At 74.3% G+C, this 22,095-nt stretch carries 19 protein-coding genes and 3 pseudogenes; 7 read left to right on the top strand and 15 right to left on the bottom strand.

Features of this window, described 5'->3' with window-relative positions; translation table 11 throughout:
• Nucleotides 1–81: 81 nt before the first annotated feature.
• The 6 genes and pseudogenes from ACIP60_RS18380 to ACIP60_RS18355 all read right to left on the bottom strand — a co-directional run bounded on the left by ACIP60_RS18380 (nt 82) and on the right by ACIP60_RS18355 (nt 6,278).
• Nucleotides 82–810, bottom strand: coding sequence for a Crp/Fnr family transcriptional regulator (locus tag ACIP60_RS18380; protein ID WP_400685455.1), 729 nt, complete (start codon nt 808–810; stop codon nt 82–84).
• Nucleotides 811–982: 172 nt separating this feature from the next.
• Nucleotides 983–1,837: a S1 RNA-binding domain-containing protein gene (locus tag ACIP60_RS18375; protein WP_400685452.1), complete on the bottom strand. Its 855-nt coding sequence runs from the start codon at nt 1,835–1,837 to the stop codon at nt 983–985.
• A 12-nt stretch (nt 1,838–1,849) separates the two neighbouring features.
• A pseudogene (locus ACIP60_RS18370) lies at nt 1,850–2,131 on the bottom strand (hypothetical protein); the annotation flags it as partial.
• An 8-nt stretch (nt 2,132–2,139) separates the two neighbouring features.
• Nucleotides 2,140–2,559, bottom strand: coding sequence for a hypothetical protein (locus tag ACIP60_RS18365; RefSeq protein WP_400685449.1), 420 nt, complete (start codon nt 2,557–2,559; stop codon nt 2,140–2,142).
• 490 nt (nt 2,560–3,049) lie between these two features.
• The gene (locus ACIP60_RS18360; RefSeq protein WP_111552443.1) at nt 3,050–3,487 is read right to left on the bottom strand and encodes a DoxX family protein; all 438 of its coding nucleotides are present in this window, start codon (nt 3,485–3,487) and stop codon (nt 3,050–3,052) included.
• 412 nt (nt 3,488–3,899) lie between these two features.
• Nucleotides 3,900–6,278, bottom strand: coding sequence for an FdhF/YdeP family oxidoreductase (locus ACIP60_RS18355; protein WP_400685445.1), 2,379 nt, complete (start codon nt 6,276–6,278; stop codon nt 3,900–3,902).
• A 218-nt stretch (nt 6,279–6,496) separates the two neighbouring features.
• On the opposite strand from ACIP60_RS18355, the gene ACIP60_RS18350 reads away from it, so the two are divergent.
• Together ACIP60_RS18350 and ACIP60_RS18345 are read left to right on the top strand one after the other, a co-directional pair.
• Nucleotides 6,497–7,921 carry a threonine/serine exporter family protein gene (locus tag ACIP60_RS18350; RefSeq protein ID WP_400685442.1) on the top strand — a complete coding sequence of 475 codons (1,425 nt, stop codon included), beginning with the start codon at nt 6,497–6,499 and terminating at the stop codon, nt 7,919–7,921.
• Between the two features lie 149 nt (nt 7,922–8,070).
• Nucleotides 8,071–9,351 (top strand): YhgE/Pip domain-containing protein, encoded by a 1,281-nt coding sequence (locus ACIP60_RS18345; protein ID WP_400685439.1) that lies wholly within the window; start codon nt 8,071–8,073, stop codon nt 9,349–9,351.
• A gap of 64 nt (nt 9,352–9,415) precedes the next feature.
• Here the strand turns inward: ACIP60_RS18345 and ACIP60_RS18340 are convergent, their stop codons facing one another.
• Complete coding sequence (locus ACIP60_RS18340; protein ID WP_400685436.1) at nt 9,416–10,438, bottom strand: LacI family DNA-binding transcriptional regulator; 1,023 nt, start codon at nt 10,436–10,438, stop codon at nt 9,416–9,418.
• A gap of 305 nt (nt 10,439–10,743) precedes the next feature.
• Between ACIP60_RS18340 and ACIP60_RS18335 the strand changes: the two genes are divergently transcribed.
• Together ACIP60_RS18335 and ACIP60_RS18330 are read left to right on the top strand one after the other, a co-directional pair.
• Entirely contained in the window at nt 10,744–12,087 is a 1,344-nt protein-coding gene (locus ACIP60_RS18335) for a GH1 family beta-glucosidase (RefSeq protein WP_400685433.1), read from the top strand.
• Between the two features lie 174 nt (nt 12,088–12,261).
• On the top strand, nt 12,262–12,705 hold the full coding sequence (locus ACIP60_RS18330; protein WP_400685431.1) for a DUF6086 family protein: 444 nt from the start codon (nt 12,262–12,264) through the stop codon (nt 12,703–12,705).
• A 219-nt stretch (nt 12,706–12,924) separates the two neighbouring features.
• On the opposite strand, the gene ACIP60_RS18325 is transcribed toward ACIP60_RS18330, so the two are convergent.
• A complete protein-coding gene (locus ACIP60_RS18325; RefSeq protein ID WP_400685428.1) occupies nt 12,925–13,698 on the bottom strand; it encodes a hypothetical protein in 774 nt (257 codons plus the stop codon).
• Nucleotides 13,699–14,505: 807 nt separating this feature from the next.
• Between ACIP60_RS18325 and ACIP60_RS18320 the strand changes: the two genes are divergently transcribed.
• On the top strand, nt 14,506–15,426 hold the full coding sequence (locus tag ACIP60_RS18320) for an MFS transporter (protein WP_400685425.1): 921 nt from the start codon (nt 14,506–14,508) through the stop codon (nt 15,424–15,426).
• Between the two features lie 94 nt (nt 15,427–15,520).
• Here the strand turns inward: ACIP60_RS18320 and ACIP60_RS18315 are convergent, their stop codons facing one another.
• Complete coding sequence (locus tag ACIP60_RS18315; RefSeq protein ID WP_400685423.1) at nt 15,521–16,684, bottom strand: NADH:flavin oxidoreductase; 1,164 nt, start codon at nt 16,682–16,684, stop codon at nt 15,521–15,523.
• A 220-nt stretch (nt 16,685–16,904) separates the two neighbouring features.
• The gene (locus tag ACIP60_RS18310; RefSeq protein ID WP_100834884.1) at nt 16,905–17,546 is read right to left on the bottom strand and encodes a carbonic anhydrase; all 642 of its coding nucleotides are present in this window, start codon (nt 17,544–17,546) and stop codon (nt 16,905–16,907) included.
• Between the two features lie 282 nt (nt 17,547–17,828).
• Between ACIP60_RS18310 and ACIP60_RS18305 the strand changes: the two are divergent.
• Nucleotides 17,829–18,206 (top strand): annotated as a pseudogene (locus ACIP60_RS18305) (HAD-IA family hydrolase); the annotation flags it as partial.
• Between the two features lie 40 nt (nt 18,207–18,246).
• Here the strand turns inward: ACIP60_RS18305 and ACIP60_RS18300 are convergent.
• Nucleotides 18,247–18,525, bottom strand: a complete 279-nt coding sequence (locus ACIP60_RS18300) for a hypothetical protein (protein ID WP_100834882.1) — start codon at nt 18,523–18,525, stop codon at nt 18,247–18,249.
• A gap of 329 nt (nt 18,526–18,854) precedes the next feature.
• The gene (locus ACIP60_RS18295) at nt 18,855–19,142 is read right to left on the bottom strand and encodes a hypothetical protein (protein WP_400685420.1); all 288 of its coding nucleotides are present in this window, start codon (nt 19,140–19,142) and stop codon (nt 18,855–18,857) included.
• 360 nt (nt 19,143–19,502) lie between these two features.
• Here ACIP60_RS18295 and ACIP60_RS18290 point away from each other — a divergent pair, with 360 nt between their 5' ends.
• The gene (locus ACIP60_RS18290; RefSeq protein WP_400685417.1) at nt 19,503–20,351 is read left to right on the top strand and encodes a class I SAM-dependent methyltransferase; all 849 of its coding nucleotides are present in this window, start codon (nt 19,503–19,505) and stop codon (nt 20,349–20,351) included.
• A gap of 55 nt (nt 20,352–20,406) precedes the next feature.
• Here ACIP60_RS18290 and ACIP60_RS18285 read toward each other — a convergent pair whose 3' ends face one another.
• The 3 genes and pseudogenes from ACIP60_RS18285 to ACIP60_RS18275 form a co-directional block, all read right to left on the bottom strand.
• A complete protein-coding gene (locus ACIP60_RS18285) occupies nt 20,407–21,069 on the bottom strand; it encodes a YoaK family protein (RefSeq protein WP_400685415.1) in 663 nt (220 codons plus the stop codon).
• 127 nt (nt 21,070–21,196) lie between these two features.
• Entirely contained in the window at nt 21,197–21,685 is a 489-nt protein-coding gene (locus ACIP60_RS18280; protein WP_400685412.1) for a hypothetical protein, read from the bottom strand.
• 192 nt (nt 21,686–21,877) lie between these two features.
• Nucleotides 21,878–22,095, bottom strand: a pseudogene (locus ACIP60_RS18275) (IS5/IS1182 family transposase); the annotation flags it as partial.

Genomic DNA, 22,095 nt, shown 5'->3' with positions numbered 1-22,095 from the left:
CTCGCCGCCTTTCCAAGGAAGTTGGATGCGGTGCACGCCAACTGTGGGGGAAAGGGGGCGGCCGGCTCATGGATCCCGCATTTATGCGGAACGGTGGCGGCGGCGACGGCCGGTGGGCACGCTCAGTCGGGCGGTCTTCCGCAGCTCGGTGAGGTCCTGGACGTGGGTCTGCCGTTCTCCGGTGGTGATCAGCTCGGCCTCGCGCAGCGCGGCGAGGGCCTTGTGCACGGTGTTCGTCCTCGACCCGATGAGGTCGGCGTACTCGGGCTGGGACAGGTTCACGTCGATGCGTGTCGCGTTCCGGCCCTGCTTCCCGTACGTGAGCGCGAGTTCGACGAGGATCCGGGCCAGTCGGACCATGACCGGGTACGCGCCGAACTCCATGCGGCGGCGGTCGGACGTGCGGAGCCGGTCACCGAGCACCTGGTAGAGGGCGTGCAGCGCGTCGGGATGGCTCCGGAAGAACGGTTGCAGGTCCCGCCAGGAGACGACGGTGGCGACCACCTCGGTGGACGCGACGACGGTCGCCGACCTCGGTCCGGAGTCCATCACGGCCACCTCACCCACTACGTCACCGGCGCCCTTGACGTCCATCAGCCAGGCTCGACCGCGGCCCAGCAGGCAGGTCACCTTCACCTTTCCCCGGTGGAGGAACCACAGCTCCTGCCGGTCCTCACCCTCCTCGATGAGGACCTCCCCGGCGGAGAACGTCTGTGGGCCTCCTCCCAGCTCGGTCAGAGCCGCTCGCGCGTCGGGTGTGAGTGTGTCGAGGAACGGGACGCGACGGCCGGAGTGCCAACTGTGAGTCATGCGACCAGCACAGCACGGGCCTGCGTGCCTTCGGTAGACGTTTCCCCTGGTTGGGCGGATGCGCGCCAGGGCACACGGCAGTACACGGTCCGACCGCCCGGCGCTCCGAAGGAGCCCGGCGGGCAGGTGCCAGGCGCTGCCGTTCAGGTGCGGGGCCGGGGTACCGCGGTGTCTAGTGCTGTGGCCGGGAAGGTTCACCGGTTGAAGCAGTGACCTGCCGTCGTGAGAGAGCCAACCTTCTCCATTCGCGGTCGAGGCTGGTGACGACGACCGAGACTTCGTCGCCGACCTGGATGACGTCCCCCGGCGTCTTCACGGGCGTCCACGCGAGCTCTTCGAGATGGATCAGTCCTTCGATCCCGTCGGCCACCTGGACGAAAGCGCCGAACGGCAGCAGTTTGGTGACGGTTCCGCGCAATGTCCGACCCACCGCAAGGCCGTCGGCGAAGGCCTGGAAGGGGTCCGGCTGCGTCGCTCGCAAGGACAGCCGGGCCTCTCCGTTCCAGGTGTCGAACTGAAGGAACTCGCATGAGACACGCTCCCCCACCTGAACGACGTCCGAGGCTGCTTCGAAACGGTGCCAGGAGAGTTCGGGGATCGTGATGAATCCGACGCCGGGGAAGACCGGATGGTCAGGACCGTCGTCCAGCGCCACGAACACGCCGAACGACTCGATCGCCGCGATCGTGCCGGAGAGAATCTCGCCGCGGTCGAGTCGCTTCAGAAACGTCCAGAGTTCCGGGTTCTCAGTGGCGGCCATTGACAGTCGGACATGGCCCTTGTCCAGATCTACGGCTGTCACCTCGGCGATGATCCGCTGACCGAGCTCCACGGCTTCGGTCCGAGGTCGCCCCCAGGGCAGGTCCAGAGGCCCGACTGATCCCAGCGGTTTGGCGGGGAATCCGTCCAGTGTCACCGCCACCCCGTGAGAACGGGTGATCTCCGTCGCCACCCCGTTGCAGAGATCACCGACGTGGATCGTCGACAGAAAACTCCGTATGGCCTGATGGTCCGACACTTCGTCCATGCCGGCAGCCTTTCACGAAGGCAGTGTGCCGGTTTGAAAATTCGGTTGCCCCGGGGACTTGAGGGAGCGTTCTTCCCAGCGCATGACTTTCTCGCTGCGGATGCGGGCGCGCTCCTTGCGCTGGGCTTCCAGGATGTCGGGGTGGCGGACGTCGGTGCCGCGCCATCGGAGGCAGGAGTGCAGGGCCCAGGTCTGGACCGGGTGGTTCGGATGGTTCGAGTTGGCGAGCGTGAACTGTCGCAAGGGCCCGAAGCGCGCCTCGACCGGGTTCGCCCAGGAGGCATTGGACGGGGTGCTGCGGTTCAGGCCGCGGCGGTGCGGACGTGCGGGTGGCCGCCGTGCAGGGATTGCAGGGCGGCGGCGAGGCGGGCCGGGTCCTGGCGGAGCCACAGGCGCAGCGCGGTGCCCAGCGCGGCGGAGGGCGTGGGCGCCGGGTGGGGGACGTGCTGGGCGGCGTACCGGGTGGCCAGGTGGGTGGCGAGGGCGGGCAGCAGTTCGACGAGTTCCGGCGGGAGCCAGACCGTCACCGCGCACGGGGCGAAACGGTTCGGGGGCTCGGCGGGCCGGGGCGCGTCCCGGGTGAGCAGCAGGGGCAGCACGTCCAGCAGCGCGTCCGCGACCACCTCGGAGACGTCGCCCCGGTGCCCGTGCGCCAGCCGTCGCAGCAACGTCCGCTCCGCGGTGGTGAGTCGGACCGTCAGCATGACCTCGTCGGATTCCATCGCACGGCCTTCCCCGGGCGTCCACGCCCACCCGATCGGCCCGCCTGGCGGGCCGGACACATCGCTGACCCGGGTCACTGTCCACATGCGGGCGGCGCGGCCGGAAGGGCCGAACGGCCCCGGTCGCGGGGACCGAACAGCGGGGCGGGGGTGCCGGGTTCAGGCGGTGGCCGCACCGTCGTGGCGGATCGGGGCGTCCGGGACGCCCGCGTCCGGCAGCAGCGAGCGCACCACCGCCGCGACGATGGCGGGTGGGGCGGCCCGCTCAGGTGCACGGGGGCGGGGCCCGGGCCGAGGGCCGGGTGCGGATTCAACCAGGTCCGGTAGGAGGAGAGTTCGAGCAGGGCGGGCCAGTCGTACAGGACCGCGCGGGGGTGGGCCGCGACCGTCGGCCGGGCCCGGTGGGCGTCCTCGGGGCGGGGGCCAGGGGGTGCCCGCACGCAACGGAGCGGCCCCGGACCGGGGTCCGGGGCCGCTCCGACGTGCCGGGTCAGGCGACGGCGGGGCTCGCCACCCGCTCGCGGCGGCGCAGCAGGCTGCCCAGGGCGAGGCCGCCGGGGCCGGCGGCGGCGATCAGCAGGAACGCCCAGGCGAACATCGCGGCGGGCTCGCCGCCGTTCTGGATCGGCCACAGGGCGTGCTCCTGGTGGACGCTGAAGTAGGCGTAGGCCATCGAGCCCGAGCACACCAGCGCCATGGGCCGTACCGCGATTCCGAGCAACACCAGTACACCGCCCACCAGTTGGATCAGTGCCGCCCACCAGCCGGGCCACTCGCCGACCTGCGGCGCCTTGCCGTGGGCACCGCCGAAGACGCCGAACAGGGTGGCCGCGCCGTGGCAGGCGAACAGCAGGGACACCACGATCCGGCACAGGCCCAGGAGGATGGGTCGGGCACGTTCGGCGAGCCGCGAAAGGTCTTCGGTCATGAGAACTCCTCGTGTGGGGACGAGACCTGGAACGGGTGCTGGGAGCGTGCACCGGGACGGCGAACCGCCCGACTTGATGAGCTGCGATCAATTCTGGCGTGGCGTCAGTTACGGGGCCAAGCTTGGAATGCTCTGAGAATCCTATGAATGCCCGCCCGCGCCCCACCGCTGAAGCCGCCACCGGGCTCCCGGCAGGCCGCCGGTGGGTGCCTGGCGGGCGCCGCACCTGCTCTGAGCACCTGGTGTACAGCGGGGTATGCGCAGATCACGTCCTCCGTCGGTGGTCGAACTGCGGGAGGCGGACGACGCGGCGGCGGGCGAACCCTGGGAGGCCGGGGTGGACCCGGCGGTGCCGGTCGCCGCCCGGAACCCGTCCCCGCCCGGGAGTCGAGCGCCCCCGCCCAGCAGCCGGTCACCCGGCCGCCGCGGGCTCCTTCCGGCGGGACGCGGCGGCCGTGACCGTCACCTTGAGGTGCTTCATGATCGGCTGGTCGCTCTGCGTGCTGTGGTCGCCGATCGCGCACAGCACGTTCATCTCGGGCATGTACCCGGCCGCGCAGCCGCGCGGGATGTCGTACGGGACGGCGAGGTAGCCGTGCAGCGAGCGGGTGGAGCCGTCGCGGGCGGTGGCGGTGACGTCGACCGGGTCGAACTCGGTGAGGCCCCGCTCGCGCATGTCGTCGGGGTTCATGAAGACCAGGGTGCGCAGGTTCTTGACGCCCCGGTAGCGGTCGTCGTCGGAGTAGATGGTGGTGTTCCACTGGTCGTGCGAGCGCATGGTGCCGAGCGCGAGGGTGCCGGGCGCGGGGACGACGTCGGGCAGCGGGGCGGCGGAGAACTCGGCCTTCCCGGAGGGGGTGAGGAACACCAGCTCGCGGGCGGGCTGCTTGATCCGGAAGCCCAGCGGCAGCCGCACCCGCCGGTTGAAGTCCTCGAACCCGTCCAGGACTTCGGCCATGGTGTCGCGGATCCGGTCGTAGTCCTCGACGTACCACTCCCAGGGCGTGGCGCTGTCCGGCAGCGCCCCGCGGGCGATCCCGGCGACGATGGCGGGTTCGGAGAGCAGCAGCGGGGAGGCGGGGCGCTTCATGCCGCGGGACAGGTGCACCATGCTCATCGAGTCCTCGACGGAGCTGGACTGCTCGCCGCCGCGCTGGCGGTCCTTCTCGGTGCGGCCCAGGCAGGGCAGGATCAGCGCCTGCCGCCCGTGCACGAGGTGGCTGCGGTTCAGCTTGGTCGACACGTGCACGGTCAGCGCGCAGGTGCGCAGGCCCGCGTGGGTGTAGGCGGTGTCGGGCGCGGCCAGCGCGAAGTTGCCGCCCATGCCGACGAACACCTCGATCTCGCCGCGGTTCATGGCCTCGATCGTCGCGACGGTGTCCTTGCCGTGCCCGGTGGGCGGATCGATCCGGCAGACCTCGCGCAGGCGGTCCAGGAACTCCCGTCCCGGCCGGTGGTCGATGCCGCAGGTGCGGTTGCCCTGGACGTTGCTGTGCCCGCGCACGGGGGAGGGGCCGGCGCCCTCGCGGCCCAGGTTGCCGCGCAGCAGCAGCAGGTTGACGATCTCGCGGACGGTGTCCACCCCGTGCTCGTGCTGGGTGACGCCCAGGCACCAGCTGACGATGCTGCGGTCCGCGTCCCGGTAGATCCGGGCGGCCGCCAGGATCTGCGCGCGCGAGACGCCGCTCTGCCGCTCGATCTCCGCCCAGGAGGTGGCCTCGCACACCGCGCGGTACTCCGCGAAGCCGCTGGTGTGCCGCTCCACGAAGCGCCGGTCCAGGGCCTTCGGGTCGTGCGCCGACTGCTCCAGGAGGGCCTTGGCCATGCCGCGCAGCAGCGCCATGTCACCGCCGATCCGCGGCTGGACGTTCAGCGTGCTGGTCCGCGTCGACTTGTTGAGCGCCATGTCGACGAAGTCGTGCGGGATGATCGTGCGCCGGGCCGCCGCCTCGACCAGCGGGTTGACGTGCACGATCCGCGCGCCCCGCTCGTACGCCGCGGCGAGCGCGGTGAGCATCCGGGGCGCGTTGGAGGCGGCGTTCACGCCGAGGATGAACAGGGCGTCGGCGGCCTCCCAGTCCTTGAGGTCCACCGTCCCCTTCCCGGTGCCCAGCGCGGCCTGCATGGCGCGTCCGCTGGCCTCGTGGCACATGTTGGAGCAGTCCGGCAGGTTGTTGGTGCCCAGCTCACGGGCCATCAGCTGGTACAGGAACGTCGCCTCGTTGCCCAGCCGCCCGGAGGTGTAGAACGCGGCCCGGTTCGGGTCGTCCAGCTCCCGCAGGGTCCGGCCGACCAGCTCGAACGCGTCCCGCCAGGCGATCGGCCGGTACCGGTCGGTCTCCGGGTCGTACACCATCGGCTCGGTCAGCCGGCCCTGGTCCTCCAACGCGAAGTCGCTCCACTCCGACAGCTCGGTGACGGTGTGCGCCGCGAAGAACGCGCGGTCCACGCGCTTGCGGGTCATCTCCCAGCCGACGTGCTTGATCCCGTTCTCGCAGAGGTCGAGCTTCAACCCCTTGAGGTCGTCCGGCCAGGCGCAGCCGGGACAGTCGAAGCCGCCGTCCTCGTGGTTCATCCTCATGATCGCGCGCGGCCCGTCCAGGTACTCGCCCTCGCGGACCAGGAACTTCGTCACGCTCTTCGCCGCGCCCCAGCCGGCCGCCGGGTGGCGGTACGGCTCGACGGCGGGCGGCTGCCGGGGCGCGTCCCCGACGCTCGGTCCGACGCCGTCGGGGGCCGTGGGGGCGGCAGGGTCGGCGGGGGCGGGCCGGGGGTCTTCGGAGGAGTGCACGGTGGTCGCCTTCCGGGGCGGAACGGCGGGCACCACGGCGGTGGCACCCGGTCGGCGGGCCCCTCGCTCGGAGCCCCGCCTCCCAGGAAGCCAGCTCCACGGGCATCGCGCCCGCCGGGGCGTCCCGGGGCAGGTCGTTACCGGGTCCGGGCGGGCCGCGACCGTACGCTCTCCCTCGGCGGCAGCGGGCCGGTGCACGGGCGGGCGGAGGCGACGGGGTGAGCGACGGGCCGGCGGAGCAGCGGACCGGGACGGCATCGGACGGGACGGCATCGACCGGGACGGCATCGACCGGGACGGCACCGACCGGGACGGGGGAGGCGGGCGCATCGACGGAGCCGGAGGCGGCCCGGACGGAGCGGGCCCGGACGGACCAGGCCGAACGGGCGATGGGCTTCGCCCTGGCGCTGGGGCAGCGGCTGTTCGAGGCCGGGGCCGAGACCAGCGCCGTCGACGCCGCGCTGGCCTCGGTGGCCGCCGCCTACGGCCCGCACGACGACCTCCAGGTGGACATCACCGCCCGGACGATCACCCTCTACCACCGCCCGGCGGAGGGCCGGCCGACGTCGATGACCCGGGTGACCCGCACCGACGAGAGCCGCTCCCTGGACGGGCTCAACCGGCTCTACCGGCTGGTGCTGCGGATCCGCTCCGGACGCCTGCCGCTGGCCCGGGCCGAACGCCTGCTGGCCGACTCCGACCGGCTCTCCCGGCGGCCGTGGATCGCCGGCGCCCTCGGCGGGGCCACCCTGGCGGCCTCGATCAGCCTGCAGGCCGGCGGCACCGCGGGCGCGGTGGTGACGGCCTTCGTCCTGCAACTGCTCTCCGGCCGGCTGGGGTGGCTGCTGGGCCGGGCCGGGCTCCAGCCGTTCTACCTGTCGGCCGCCCAGGGCGCCGCCACCGTCGGCGCCTGCACGCTGCTCCTGCAACTCGACGTCCTCACCGGCCGGGAGGCGGTGGCCGCCGCCGCGGCGGTGCTGGTGCTGCTGCTGCCGATCCTGTCGGTGGTCTCGCTGGCCGAGGACGCCGTCAACGGCTACGCGCTGATGGCCGCGAGCCGCCTGATCACGGTGGCCACCCTGTTCGCCGGGCTGCTCGGCGGCACCGCCCTGGCCGGCCTCGCCGTCCGGGACTGGGCCGACAGCGCCCACTACGTGCACTTCGCCGCGCTGACCCCGCCGGTGGTGCTGCTGGCCTCCGCCGTCGGCGCGGCCGGGAACGCCGCCTTCAACGGGGGCGGGCCGCGCCTGCTGCTGCCGGCCACCGCCGCCGGGCTGGTCGCCGGGGCCGCCAACCTCGTCCTGCACACCGCCCTCCCGGTGCCCGCCGCCCCGGCCGCGTTCTGCTCCTCGGCGCTGCTGGCCCTGCTCGCCGCCCTCGTCGCGCCGCGCCTGCACCTCACCCCCACCGTGATGATCCTGTGCGGCATCACCGGCGCCCTGCTGCCCGGCCCCGCGGTCTTCCAGTCGCTCGCCGCGGCGGCGGCCCGCACCGGCGGCGCGGGCGCCGGTTTCGCCAGCGCCCTGCTGACCACCACCTCCCTCGGCTTCGGCGCGGTCCTCGGCACCACCCTCGGACTGCGCCTGCTCGCGGCCCGCTCCCGGACCCGCCCGGCCGCCGCCGCCGCGCCGTCCGTGCCCTGAACCGCGCCGCCGCCGTACCGGCCGGGCCCGGCCGACTGCCCCATCGGGGTGAGCCCGGCGGGTGTCGCGGCCGGTCGCGGCGCCCGCGGGCCCTATCGTCGGCAGGGCTCCCGGCCGGGGGCCGCGGGGCGACGAGTGCGGGGAGTGGCATGGCGACCGGAATCCCCCCGACCGAGCACGTCCCGCAGGCACCGGCGTCGCGGGTACTGCGCCGGTGGAGGCTGTGGCTGGTGCCGGGGGTGCTGAGCGCGCTGGTGGCGCTGGTGCTGTCGCTGCTGTACATGGGCGGCATCCTGTCGCCGCAGGACGACCTGCACCGGATGCCGATCGCGCTGGTCGACTCGGACGCCGGGCCGCCGCCGCCCGGCCGCTCGGCGCCGCTGGGCGCGGAGCTGGCGGACGCGGTCGCGGCCGGGACGCCGCCGGGGCAGGTGCAGTGGCAGCGGCTGTCCATGGCCGAGGCCCAGGACCGGCTCTCCTCGGGCCGGGTGTACGGGGCGCTGGTGGTGCCGGAGGACTTCACCCGCAGCGTGGCCGCGCTGACCACCGGTCAGGCGACGGCCCGTCCGGTGCTGCTGACGCTCACCAACCCGGGCACCGGGTCGCTGGCGTCCTCGCTGGCCGGGCAGATCACCCAGCTCGCGGCGCACCGCTCCTCGACCCGGCTGGGCGAGCAGCTGACGGCCGCCGCGCCGGACGCGCCCGCCACCTCGAAACTGCTGCTGGCCGACCCGGTGGACGTGCAGGTCCGGCAGGGGCACCCGATCGCCCGGCACACCGGGCTCGGCCTGAGCGCCTTCTACTACACGCTGCTGCTGGTGCTGGCCGGCTTCCTCAGCGCCAACCTGGTGCACAACGGCGTGGACGCGGCGCTCGGCTACGCGGACAGCGAGATCGGCCCCTGGCACTCGCGCCGCCCGACGGTGCCGATCAGCCGGACCCAGACCCTGGTGGTGAAGATGGCGATGACGGCCGGACTGTCGGCCGTCACCGCCTCGATGATCATGCTGGCCACGATCGGCATCCTCGGCATGGACGCCCCGCACCCGGCCCTGCTCTGGGTGTTCTCGTTCTGCGCCTGCCTCACGGTCGGCCTGGGCGTGCAGGCGATCAACGCGGCGTTCGGCTCGATCGGCCAGCTGGTCGCGATGTTCGTCTTCATCGCCCTGGCCCTGCCCTCCTCCGGCGCCACCATCCCGCTCCAGGCCACCCCGTCCTTCTACCGCTTCCTCGGCGCCTTCGAACCGATGCGCCAGGTCGCCGGCGGCGTCCGCGCGATCCTCTACTTCGACGCCCGCGCGGACGCCGGCCTGACCCGGGCCTGGCTGATGATCCTGCTCGGCTTCGCGGCGGCCCTGGTCTTCGGCTTCGCCATGACCCGCTACTACGACCGCAAGGGCCTGCACCGGATGGTCCCGGCACCGTCCTGAGCGGGCCCGCGCGCGTCCGGGGAGGGTGGCCGGCCCCGGTCGCTGCTGCGGCGGCGGTGCGGAACTACCGGGCGCGCGGGGGGAGTTCGCCGGAGCCGCGGGGGATGAGGCGGGTGGGGACGGTGACCGTGCGGGCCCGGGTGCGGTCGCCGTCGAGGCGGGCCAGGGCGATCCCGGCCGCAGCGGTGCCGATGGCGACCGGGTCCTGGGCCACGGTGGTGACGGCGGGTTCCAGGACCTCGGCGAACGGGAGGTCGTCGAAGGAGACGAGCGCGACGTCGCGCCGGCCGGCCCGGGCGGTGCCGAGGACGGTGCCCATGGCGGCGAAGTTGTTGGCCGCCAGGATCGCGGTCGGCGGCTGCGGGGCGCGCAGGACGCGCTGGACGGCGTCGGCGGCCTCGGCCTCGGTGCGGCCGTCGAGGACGAGCGCGCGGTCGTGGGGCAGCCGGGCGGCGTCGAGCGCCTCGCGGTAGCCGGCCAGGCGTTCGCGGCGGGTGTAGAGGGTGGCCGGGCGGTCGCCGACGAAGGCGATCCGGCGGTGTCCGGCGGCGATCAGGTGGGCGGTGCCCTCGCGCGCGCCGTCCCGGTTGGAGCTGACCACGCTGTCGGCGGTGAGGCCGGTGCCGGGACGGTCGAGGAACACCACCGGCAGGCCCCCGTCCCGGGCGGTGCGCAGGTGGGCGTGGTCGGCGCCCGCAGTGGGGACCACCAGCAGCGCGCTGACCCGGCGGGCCAGGAAGGTCGCGGTCAGCGCCCGTTCCCGTGCGGGGTCGTCGGCGCAGGAGCCCATCAGCAGGGTCAGCCCGCGTTCGCGCACCGCGCTCTCGATCCCGCCGGCGACGGAGCCGTAGAACGGGTTGCCCATGTCGGGGATGATCAGGCCGACGGTGCTGTCCGGGCCGCCGACGCGGATGTTGCGGGCCATCAGGTTGGGCTGGAAGCCGAGCCGCTCGACCGCCGCCATCACCTTCTCCCGGGTCTCGCGGGAGGTCGGCCCGTCGCCGTTCAGCACCCGGGAGACGGTCTTGGCGCTCACGCCGACCTCCCGGGCGACATCGTTCAGCGTCGTACGACGGGGCGAGGCCATGGACCACCGTTCCGGCTTCGTCCGGCGCGGGCCCCGCCGTGCTGGACGCGGCCCCCGCACGGACCTGTCTGGTCAGTTCGGGCGGACCCCGGCGGCGTCATCGGCCGGCCGGGCGTCCGCGACGACAGTACCGCCGCGGCCGGGCGCCGTTCCGCCGGACGGCCCGGCCACGTCCGACCCCGGCCCCGACCCCCGGCCCTGATTCCGACGCCGGCCCCGATCCCGACCCTGGCTTCGAGCGGGCAGGGCTCCCTAATATGAGCACTCCTCGCGTTTCCCGGATCGTGCCGTCTGGAAGGACCCCCATGACCGACCGCTACGACCTGCCCGCCGGCTTTCGCTGGGGCGCCTCCACCGCCGCGTACCAGATCGAGGGCGCGGTCGACGAGGACGGCCGGGGCCCGTCGGTCTGGGACACCTTCTGCGAACGGCCCGGCGCGATCCGGGACGGCGACACCGGACGCGCCGCCTGCGACCACTACCACCGCTGGCCCGAGGACATCGCCCTGATGCGCGAACTCGGCCTCGACACCTACCGGTTCTCGCTCGCCTGGCCGCGCGTCCAGCCCACCGGCCGCGGCCCCGCCAACCCCGCCGGACTCGACTTCTATGACCGCCTGGTCGACGGCCTCCTGGACGCCGGGATCACCCCGCTGCCCACCCTCTTCCACTGGGACCTCCCGCAGGCCCTCGAAGACGCCGGCGGCTGGCTGCACCGCGACACCGCCCACCGCTTCGCCGACTACACCGCGCTGGCCGCCGACCGGCTCGGCGACCGCGTCCCCGCCTGCATCACCCTCAACGAGCCCTTCGTGCACCTGGTCTACGGCCACGCCCTCGGCATCCACGCCCCCGGCCACGCCCTGGTCCTCGACGCCCTCCCCGCCGCCCACCACCAACTCCTCGCCCACGGCCTGGCCGCCGCCGAACTGCGCACCCGCGGCCTCGACGTCCTGATCGCCAACAACCTCACCCCCGTCCGCCCCGCCTCCTCCGATCCCGTCGACGTCGCCGCCGCCGACGCCTACGACGCCCTGCACAACCGCCTGTTCACCGACCCCCTCCTCCTCGGCCGCTACCCCGACCTCACCGCGTACGGCCTCGGCCCCGAACCCGACCTCGGCGGCGCCGTCCGCGACGGCGACCTCACCCTCATCGCCGCCCCCGGCCTCGACGGACTCGGCGTCAACTACTACAACCCCACCCGGATCGCCGCCCCCACCGACCCCGGCCTCCCCTTCGCCGAAGCCCCCGTCGAAGGCGTCCCCCGCACCCACTTCGGCTGGCCCGTCGTCCCCGAAGGCCTGCACGAACTCCTCCTGACCCTCCGCGACCGCTACGGCGCCGCCCTCCCCCCGATCACCATCACCGAGAACGGCTGCTCCACCGACGCCACCCTCGACGACACCTTCCGCATCGACTACCTCGCCACCCACCTCGACGCCCTCGCCCGCGCCACCGCCGACGGCATCGACGTCCGCGGCTACTGCACCTGGTCCCTCCTCGACAACTTCGAATGGGCCGAGGGCTACAGCCAGCGCTTCGGCCTGGTCCACGTCGACTTCACCACGCAACGGCGCACGCCGAAGGCGTCGTTCGCCTGGTACCGCGACCTGATCGCCGCCCACCGGGCCGGGAGGGTCGGCTGAGAAGCCGTCTCTTCTGGTGCCGGGGGTCGTCGGATGGTTGCGGAGGGACTTGTCGAGCGTCCGGTCCCGGACGGGTTGTGGGATTGGTATCGCCGGATAGTGCCGCCAACGGTCTCCGTTCCCAAGAGATCCTCAGGCTACGCTGCCTCTTCGGACGGGCTGGGAGGCAACCGGGTGAGCCAGTACTACGACAGGGGCGACGAGACCCTCTGGAACCCGTCCAACGGGGCATCCCGGTTGTTCCTGCGCCAGGTGGCGGTCTTCGAGGAAGAACTTGACCTCCCGTCCGGCATCGGGCCCATGGTGTCGGACGAGTGCCAGGTCGACCCGGCGGCGCTCGGCGTCTTCGCCCACGCACTCCTGGCCCGGCACCGACAGACTCCGCACGCCGTCGTGCGGGCTCTGACCGAGGGATTCCTCATCACGGTGCTGGCTCTCGCCGAGCGGGCGGGCGTCGAGCTGCACGGGGCGGCGTCGCTCAGCGCCGCTCCGGCTTCCGAGTTTCGCGACCTGCAGATTTCAGCGAACGGATCCGCAGCCGACAACGAGGACAGCCAGGCGTGGGAAGAGGAACTCCGCGGGAGGGCGAGGGAACTGGGCCGATTTCTGGCGCGCTGACGAGACCGCCTCTGGTCGGGCCGGCGGCCGCAAGGCCGGCGGGGAGGACATCCGGACCGGCGCGAACACCGAGGTCATCGCCAACGCGCGCCAGGACGTGCCGCGTCCGGTCGTGGAGGAGGACGCGCACCCCGAACGAGGTCGACCCGCTGGTCGTGCACGTGGCTTGACGGCGGGGCCTGACGGTCCCGTGTTCGGAGCGGGGTCGGGGTGGGCCGCTCAGTGAAGGAAGTAGTCCGGGGTGCGTCGGGTGAGGGTCGACGTCAGGGTTTGCAGGTCGGCTGTGGTGGTGTTCTTGCTGTCGGCGGACATCACGATCAGGTAGTCGCCGCGGCGGACGAAGTAGTGGAGCGTGTAGGGGCCGACCTGGCGCCAGGTGTCCGGGGTGACCTGCTCGCAGTTCTCGGCGCGCACCGTGCTGCCGAGGTCCAGGGCGTCGCAGAGCGGGGGGCGGAAGGTGTCCCGTACCGGTTGGACGGTCACCCGGACGGCTCGGTCGTCGGCGTCGTCGGGGTCGTCGGGGTTGTCGGTGGCCGGGTGGGCGGGGAGCAGGGTGAAGCCGAACCAGTGGGCGGGCTGGTTGGCCAGGGGGTTGTGCAGGCGGTAGTCGGTGAGGTCCGGGGCGTACAGCGGGACGCCGGCGCCGGTGATCTCGTCGCGGAGGTGTTCGTCCGCCTGGTGCTCGCCGAGGAGGGCGGACAGCGGCCAGCAGAGGGCGAGTACGAGGAGCAGGGCGATGCGCGGTCGCCAGCGGGGCGGTCTGGGGGCGGTCAGGACGGCGGCGAGTGCGAACAGCGCGGTGGAGGCGAACGGCAGCAGTACGTCCGGGGAGATCCGGGAGCCGGCTCGGTAGTAGAGGTTGTCGGCCAGCCAGAAGAGCAGGACGGCCACCGCGACGACCCGCCAGGCCGGGCGGACGCCCACCAGCCGCAGTGCGAGCCAGCTCAGCAGGAAGCCGGCGACGGCGCTGGCCGCGAGGAACAGCAGCCCCACCCCCAGGCAGCCCCACTCCTGTTGCCGGTCGCACGGGAGGAGGCCGGCCCACGGGAGCGCGGCCAGACCGAGCCAGCAGAGCCCCAGACCGGCTCCGACCGCCGCCGACCTCGCCGTGCGCGATCCGCTGACCGCCCGCCACCGGCCCGTCCCTCGGCTGGGCGTGGCCTTCCCCCCGGTTGAGCTCACCGGCCTGCATCCTCTCCGTGCTGCTGTGCGCGCGTAGTCCGAGGAGCGAGCCTCTCGTACGGCGGCGGGGGCGGCATGAGTACGCGCACTCAGATTCGGGGGCGGCGGAGCCGTCGGGCACCTCGGACGAGGTCTACCGCAGCGCCACCGCGTGCACCGGCTGACGCCCCGCCCCTGTTCGGTTGACGGCGCGTCAGCCCGCAACAGGACTTCCCGGGTACGGTCGGACACCCGCCCGACGGTGCGAGGCAGTCCTGGTGCGGGCCGGTCCGCTCCCGTCGGCGACGGCGACGGCGGCGGCGAGGCGGAGGGGAGGGCCCGGCGGTGGTGACCGGGACGGGGGAGCGGAGCCGGGCCGGGCCGGGGCGGTCCGGGACGGCGGCGGCGAGACGGAGGTGCTGCGCGACTCCGCGGCGGAGGTCGCCGGGTTCTCGCTGCCCGTCACCGCCGTGGTGGTGCTGCACGCGACGGCGCTGGAGGCCGGCCTGGTCGCGGTGTTCGCCCGGCTCGGGTACCTGCTGGTGGGCCTGCCGGCCGCCGCCTGGGTCGACCGGTGGCGCCGCAAGCGGACCGTGCTGCTCGCCGCCGACGCCGCCTCCGCGCTGGGGCGTTCTGACGGTGCCCCAGCTGTTCGCGGTGGCCCTGGCGGTCAGCGTGGCGGGGGTGTTCTTCGACGTCGCGCACACCAGCGTGCTGCCGCTGCTGGTCTCCAAACGTTGCGTCGCCGACACCGACGCCCGGTGGCAGACCTCCGAGAACGCGATCCGGGTGGTCTCCCCGGGCGTGGTCGGCGTCCTCACCCAGAGCGTCCCGGCCCCGCTGCTGTACGGGCCGGCCGTCGTCCTGCACCTGCTGTCCTGCCTGCTGGTGCGCGGCGTCCGGCCGGACGCGGACACCGCAGCCTCCGGTGGTCCGCGCCGGCTGCGCCACGAGATCGCCGGGGGCGTCCGGGTGACGGCCCGGCGGCCGGTGCTGCGGCTGCTGATCCCGCAGGCGGCGCTCAACAACCTGGGTGCGGGCGCGATCCTGGCGGTCCTGCCGGTGTTCCTGCTGCGCGACCTCGGCCCGGCGCCGTGGCTGTACGGCGCGCTGTCGACGGCGGGGGCGGCGGCGGGCGTGCCGGCCTCACTGGTCGGGCCCCGGCTGCGGCGGCGGTTCGGCGAGATCCGGATGGTCTTCGTGTTCTCCGCGCCGGCCCCCGTCGCCGCCGTCGGCGCACCGCTCGCCGGGCTCCTCCCCGGGGCGGCGGTGCCGCTGGTGGCGACCGCCCAGGTGCTGGTCGGCTTCGTCGTCGTGGGCCGGACGATCGCCGCCGCGGACCTGCGGGCCCGGGTGACGCCGACCCGCTACCTGGGCCGGGTCGCGGCGGCGGCCGGTGTCGTCACCCGGGGCACCACCCCGCTGGCCGCCTCCCGGTCGGCGCCCACCGCCTTGTGGGCGGGCGTCGCGCCGATGGCCGTGCCCGCCGTCCTGCTGGCCCGCTCGCCGCTGCGCGGGTACCGCAACCCTGCCGGCCGCGCGGGAGGAGGACTGACGTGAGGGTGGACCGGCGCCCCGGACGGTCCGCGGGCCGCTCGGCGGGTCTTCCGGCCGAGCGGCCCCACGGGCGAACAGACGGACGGACGGGACGGCGTCAGTGCAGGGTGCGGGCCGCCGCCGCGTCGTAGGGGCGCAGGTCGGCGGTGCGGCCGGAGAGGACCTTGGCGGCCCACTGCGGGTCCTGGAGGAGGGCGCGGCCGACGGCGACCAGGTCGAACTCGTCGCGCTCCAGCCGGTCGAGCAGGTCGTCGATGCCCTGGACCGGGGCGCCCTCGCCCGCGAAGGCGCCGAGGAAGTCGCCGTCCAGGCCGACCGAGCCGACGGTGATGGCGGGCAGGCCGGTGAGCTTCTTGCTCCAGCCGGCCAGGTTGAGGTCGGAGCCGTCGAACTCGGGGACCCAGTAGCGGCGGGTGGAGGCGTGGAAGGCGTCGACGCCGGCCTCGGCGAGCGGGGTGAGGATCGCCTCCAGCTCCTGCGGGGTCTCGGCGAGCCGGGCGTCGTAGTTGTCGGACTTCCACTGCGAGTAGCGGAAGATGACCGGGAACCGGGGCGAGACGGCCGCGCGCACCGCGGCGACCAGCTCGGCGGTGAACTTCGTCCGGGCGACCGGGTCGCCGCCGTACCCGTCGGTGCGGCGGTTGGTGCCCGCCCACAGGAACTGGTCGAGCAGGTAGCCGTGCGCGCCGTGCAGCTCGACGCCGTCGAAGCCGATCCGCTCGGCGGCGGCCGCGGCCTCGGCGAACGCGCCGATCACGGCGTCCAGGTCGGAGCGGGTCATCGCCTGCCCGGTCCCCTCGGTGCCGTCCAGCCGGATGCCGGACGGCCCGATCGCGGGGGCGTCCGGGAACGGCTGCTGGCCCTGCTTGCGCACCATGCCGATGTGCCACAGCTGCGGGACGATGGTTCCGCCCGCCGCGTGGACGTCCTCGGCGACGCGGGCCCACCCGGCCAGCTGCTCCTCGCCGTGGAAGCGCGGGATGCGGTCGCTCTGGCCGGCCGACTCGTGGCCGACGTACGTCCCCTCGGTGACGATCAGCCCGACGCCCGCGGCGGCCCGGCGGGCGTAGTACCCGCGCACGTCCTCGCCGGGCACGCCGCCGGGCGAGAACTGGCGCGTCATCGGCGCCATCGCGATGCGGTTGGGCACGGTCAGCCCGTTGATCGCGACGGGCCGGGACAGCACCTCGGCCGCCCGGGAGGCGGTGGAGCCTGCGGAGTCGGCGGAGTCGGTGCCCGGGGTGGGCTCGGTGACGGTCATCGAGGTTCCTCACGGTCGGTGGCGGCGGACGCCCGTGTACAGCTGGTCCCACGCGTCAACCGCCCTGCGCGCCGCCGCATTTCGCCTCCTCCGCCCGCCCCGCTGTGATCCGCGTCACCCGGGAGGGGCGGGTCGGGGGTGGGGGTCGCCGAACGCCGCAGCCCCGGCCCGGGGTGCGGGACGGGGCTGCGGGGAGCGCCGGAGGGCGGACGGGCGGGGGTCAGGCGGCGGCGGGGGCCGGGAGGTCCAGGCCGCGGGTGGTGACCAGGTGGGCGGTGCCGTCCACCAGGCGGTAGGAGAGGCCGACGACGGCGGTGGTGCCCGCGGCGACCGCGGCCGCCAGCGTCTGCGAACGGTCCACCAGCAGGGACACGGTGTGCCGTATGTGCTCGTCGATGAAGTCGGAGTTGTCGGTGTAGCCGGCGGCGTTGGCGGCCAGCACGCTGGGGGTGACCCGCTCGATGACGTCCCGGACGAAGCCCTCGCCGCTGGAGCCCGCGGCGACGGCCTCCCGGGTGGCGCCGACGGCGCCGCAGGAGTCGTGGCCGAGGACGACCACCAGCGGCGTGCCGAGCACGCTCGCGCCGTACTCGATGCTGCCGAGGACCTCGGGGCCCAGCACGTGGCCGGCGGTGCGGACCACGAACAGGTCGCCGAGGCCCTGGTCGAAGATGATCTCGGCGGCGAGCCGCGAGTCGGAGCAGCCGAACAGCACGGCGAACGGGGTCTGGGACGGCGCGGTCTGGGCCCGGCGGGCGGCGTCCTGGTTGGGGTGGTTCGGGGAACCGGCGACGAACCTGCGGTTGCCCGCCAGCAGCGTCTCGAAGGCGACCTGGGGGGTGAGGTGTGCGGCGTCAGTCATGCCCGCAGACTACGTCCCCCACCCGCTCCGGGCCATGCCCGGGCCACGTCCTGGACTCTCCCGCGCCGGGACCAAACCATGGTCAAAGGGGTGATCCCGGCCGAAATCGTTCGGATAGCGGCGCCCCGGCGGCAATAATCGCAGCCGTTCCGGGCCGCCGGTGCGCACATCCTTCCCCGGACGGTCGGCGGGAGCGGCGCCGACCGGTGTTGACCGTGGCCGGACGGGGCCGACCGGGCCGACCGAGCGGGGGAGGGGGCGGGAGAGGGGGACGGCGCGGCCGGACTGCTGGCGGCGCTGCGCCCGGGCGGCTGGGCGCTGGTCACCTCGGGCGGCCGGGACGCGGTGCGGCGCAGGTTCGCGCCGGCCGGGCCGCCGCTGCCGGCGGTGCAGGTGGACGGGGAGGACGGGGAGGGCGTCCGGGAGGCCGAGCCGCACCCCGAGGCGTACCTGCCGGCCGCGCACCGGCCGGGCGTCGAGCCCGGGCGCTGCCTGGTGGCGGAGGACGCACCCGCCGGGGTCGCGGCGGGCGCGGCGGCCGGGTGCGCCGTGATCGGCCTGACGCTCTCCCGTCCGCCCGACGCGCTGCCCGGGGCCGCGCTGTGCGTACCGTCGCTGCGGGCGGCCGGGGGCCGGTCGGCGGAGCTGCCGGAGCCCTGACGGCGCCGGGTCCGGGCGGGTCGGCCGGGGTGGCGGGGCGTCAGCACATGTAGTCGGCGCTGCCCTGGTAGCGCCTGCCGGACCAGTTGATGAAGTAGATGTCGTAGACGCCGTGCCGGAAGCCGTTGCCCGCGACGTAGGTGGAGGTGCGGAACTGCTGGAACTGGCCGTCGCCGTAGTTGTTGGAGTAGGTGGCGGGGCAGCCCAGGCCGCTCAGGTTGGCGACGGGGGACGCCGCGGCGGGGCCGGCCAGCGTGAGGGCCAGGGCGCCGGCGAGGGCGGTGACGGTGAGTGCTCGGGCGGCGCGGCGCGGGGCCATCGGAACTCCTGGGGAAGTCGGCGGCGGGGCCGCCGGGGCAGGGGGCGGCCGGGCCGGGGGAGCGAGGGCCGTCCCGGCGTGCAAGATCCTGCTGGGGTGCGGCCGCTCCGGTCAATGGTCTGGACCACTTGGCCGGAAGCGTGACCGGATCGCGCCGTCCGGGTTTTCTGCTGATGCGCCGTCAGGGGCGTTGTGCGGGGCTCCGGTTGGAGAACGGATCGGTGAACGCCGCTGCCCGGCCGGGGAGTTTCCTCCGCCGACCGGGCGTCGGGTGCTGCCGAGCGCTGCCGAGCGCTACCGAGCGCTACCGGGTGCTGCCGGGCGCGGGGTCAGTGGCAGCGGTACTCGGCGTTCGGCAGGTTCGACGGAATGCCGGCCGAGTTGTGGAAGACCACCTTGTAGTCGCCGTACTGGATGCCGTTGGCGGCGACGAACTTCTTGATCAACGACTGGGTGTAAGTGCCGCCGTTGGCCTGGTTGTTGTAGACGCTCGGGCAGCCCTTGCCGCTGAGGTCGGTCGGGCCGCCGGCCGCGAACGCGGCGCCGCCGAGGGTCAGCGCGAGAGCGCTGCCCAGGGCGAGGACGGAGGCTGCCTTGGCGGTGGTGCGAGCGCGCATGGGGACTCCTTGGATCGGTCGGTCGTGGGGAGAGCCGGTGGCGGAGGGGGAGGCCCGGATCGGGCGGGGCCGCTCCGTCCCGGTGCGATCGATCCTCTGCCCGGGTCCGAACAGCGTCAATGGTCTGGACCAGTCGGGGGGAATCATGGCCGGATCGCGCCCGTTCGCCCACCTCCCGATCAGTGCCGATCGCTCCGCGTCGCCCTTCGCCGGCCGAATCCGACCGCCCGGGCGCACGAATGCCGACTGATCGCCAGAAAGGGTGAACAGCCGGACGGTTGGCGAAAAGACGGGGCGCACCGGACGGTTCCGCGCCATGATCGGACCTCGGCGGGACGGAACCGGAAGGCGGCGGGACGCGTGGTCGAGGGCTGGGAGTGGGACGACACGCTGTTCGCGGGGGCGGCCCCGTACTACGCCCGTGGCCGGCTCCCGTACGCGCCCGGGCTGGCCGACGCGCTCGCCGGGGCGCTGCGGCTGGACGGCACCGGGCGGCTGCTGGACGTCGGCTGCGGGCCCGGCACGCTCGCGCTGGGGCTCGCCGACCGGTTCGCCGAGACGGTCGGCCTGGACGCGGACGCCGCCATGGTCGCCGAGGCGGCCCGGTCCGCCGCCCGCGCCGGACTCGCCGGACGGACCCGCTGGGTGCATGCCCGGGCCGAGCAACTCCCGCACGGGCTGGGCGTGTTCGACGTCATCGCGTTCGCCCAGTCCTTCCACTGGATGGACCGGGAGCCGGTCGCCGTGACCGCCCGCGCCATGCTCCGCCCCGGCGGCACCCTGGTGCACCTCGCCGACTGGAAGTCCGAGCCGCTCCCCGCCGAGCCCGCCCCGCTGCCGCACCCGCCCGTCCCGCAGCCCGCGATCGACGCCCTGGTGCGCCGCCACCTGGGCCCGGTCCGCCGGGCCGGGCGCGGCGTCCTGCCGCACGGCACGCCCGGCGGCGAGTCCCGGGTGTACGCCCGGGCCGGGCTGCTGGGCCCCGAGCGGCTGGTCGTCCCCGGTGGACAGGCGCTGGAGCGGGACGCGGACCAGGTGGTGGCGGGCGTGCTGTCGCTGTCCTCCTCCGCGCCGCACCTGTTCGGCGCCGGCCTGCCCGCCTTCGAGGCCGAACTGCGCGCGCTGCTGCGGGAGTTCTCACCGTCCGGCCGGTTCTCGGTGCGGCAGCCCGGCAGCGAGGCCGTCCTGTGGCGCAGGCCCGGCGGCTGAGACCGGCGGTTGGGACCGGCGGTTGGGACCGGCGGCTGAGACCACTGGCCTCCGCTCAGGCGCTGCGGGAGCCGTCCGCCGGTTCGCGGTAGAGCGCCCAGGTGGCCGTGGTGAGGGCCGCCGCCGCGACCAGGGCCCAGCCGGCCTGCCCGTGCAGGACGAGCACGGAGCCCGGGACGACACCGGCGAGCATGGTCAGGGCGGCCAGGAAGCGGCGGCGCCGGCGGGGCGAGTGCGGCTCGGCGGCGAGGCTGGTGAGCGTCATGGTGAGGACGGTGGTGGTCAGGTCGGGGACGCCGAGGCTGCGGACCGTCGCGTTGCGGATGCCCATGGCCACGGCCAGCAGCGCGATCACCCCGTACTGGACGTCCCCGCCGGTGCCGGCGGCGAACACCACGCCCGCCGCCGCCAGGTGCAGCAGCGTCTCCGCGACCAGCGCGAACCGCAGCCGCCCGGCCGTCAGGCGCCCGGCGAGGGCCGCGCCGAGCAGGAACGCGGCGAGCGAGGTGATCGACCCGAGGACGGAGAAGCCGGGCGCCCCGGCCAGGGCGAAGCCGATGACGACCACGTTGCCGGTCATGTTGGCGGCGAAGACGTGCCCGAGGCCGAGGTAGCTGACGGCGTCGATCAGCCCGCTGACCACGGTGAGCCCGAACAGCGCGAGCGCGAGCGGGTCGCCGTCCTCGGTACTCGCCCCGACGGCCTTCGCTGTGGACACGGCACTCCTCCCGGAAGTTTCCCGACCCCCGGTCAGCAGTGTGCCGGACCCGCCGGTGCGGCGGCAGGTCCGGTGACGGCGTGTCAGCGGCCCGCCGGTCGAGGGCCGGTGGCGCACCGGAGGCGGGTCAGCAGCGGTCGGGGAAGTGCCGGGCCAGGTCGGCCGGTGTGCTGCGCGGTGGGCGGGCAGCCGAGGACGGGGCCGAGGGGAGGCCGATCGCGTGGCGGGCCTGGGTGAGGGTGGCGGTCCAGTCGCCGGTGAAGCGGATCGCCCGGTCGTCGATGTAGACGGCGGCGCCCAGTTTCTTGTTGGTCACCAGCAGGCAGTCGCCCTGCCAGTAGGCGCGCTCCGGGTCCTCGTCCACCAGCGTCTCCAGCCCGGAGTGCTCGCGCAGCCACCCCGCCACGGCGGGGTGGAAGCGGCGCGGGCGGGCGGTCATGATGAACACCGAACGGACCCGCTTCAACGCGCGCAGCGACTCGATCGCCCCCGGGACCGGCCTGCCGTAGATCCGGCCGTCCTGCCAGCCGTCGTCGTGCGCGACCAGCGTCTGGTCGAAGTCGATGCCCACGGCGTGCGAGGCGGGCGAGGCGGGGTCGAGCGGTACGACGGTCATGGGACCGGTCTCCTTCGGTGCGGTCGCGGCCGGCTGTCGGCCGGTTCGAAGGAGGGGAGTGGGGCGGGCCGGTCCGCTTACCGGGTTCGGCCACTTTCGGTGATCAGTGCACTCCATGGGGTGAATAGCACCGGTAGCGAGTTGGTGCGTGATGGCGGGTGAGGGCTGGATCGCCTGTCGGAGGGCTGTGGTTCACACGTTGGCGGTGCGGTCGGAGACGAGGCCGGCGATGGTGCGGTAGGTGTCGGGCAGGTTGTCGCGGCGGTGGCTCCAGCGCAGGAGTTGCTTCCAGCGTTTGTGGTCGGCCAGGGCGTGTTCGACGGTGATGCGGTCGGAGGAGTGCCGGTGCCGGGCCTGTTCCCAGCGGGAGCGGACGTCGGCCAGGGCGCTCTCGTCCGGTTTCCTCGGCG

This window comes from Kitasatospora sp. NPDC088783 (assembly GCF_044750705.1).
GTDB classification, from domain to species: Bacteria; Actinomycetota; Actinomycetes; order Streptomycetales; family Streptomycetaceae; genus Kitasatospora; species Kitasatospora fiedleri.
Note: the sequence above shows the minus strand (reverse complement) of the source record. Positions and strands in the feature narration are given on the sequence as shown.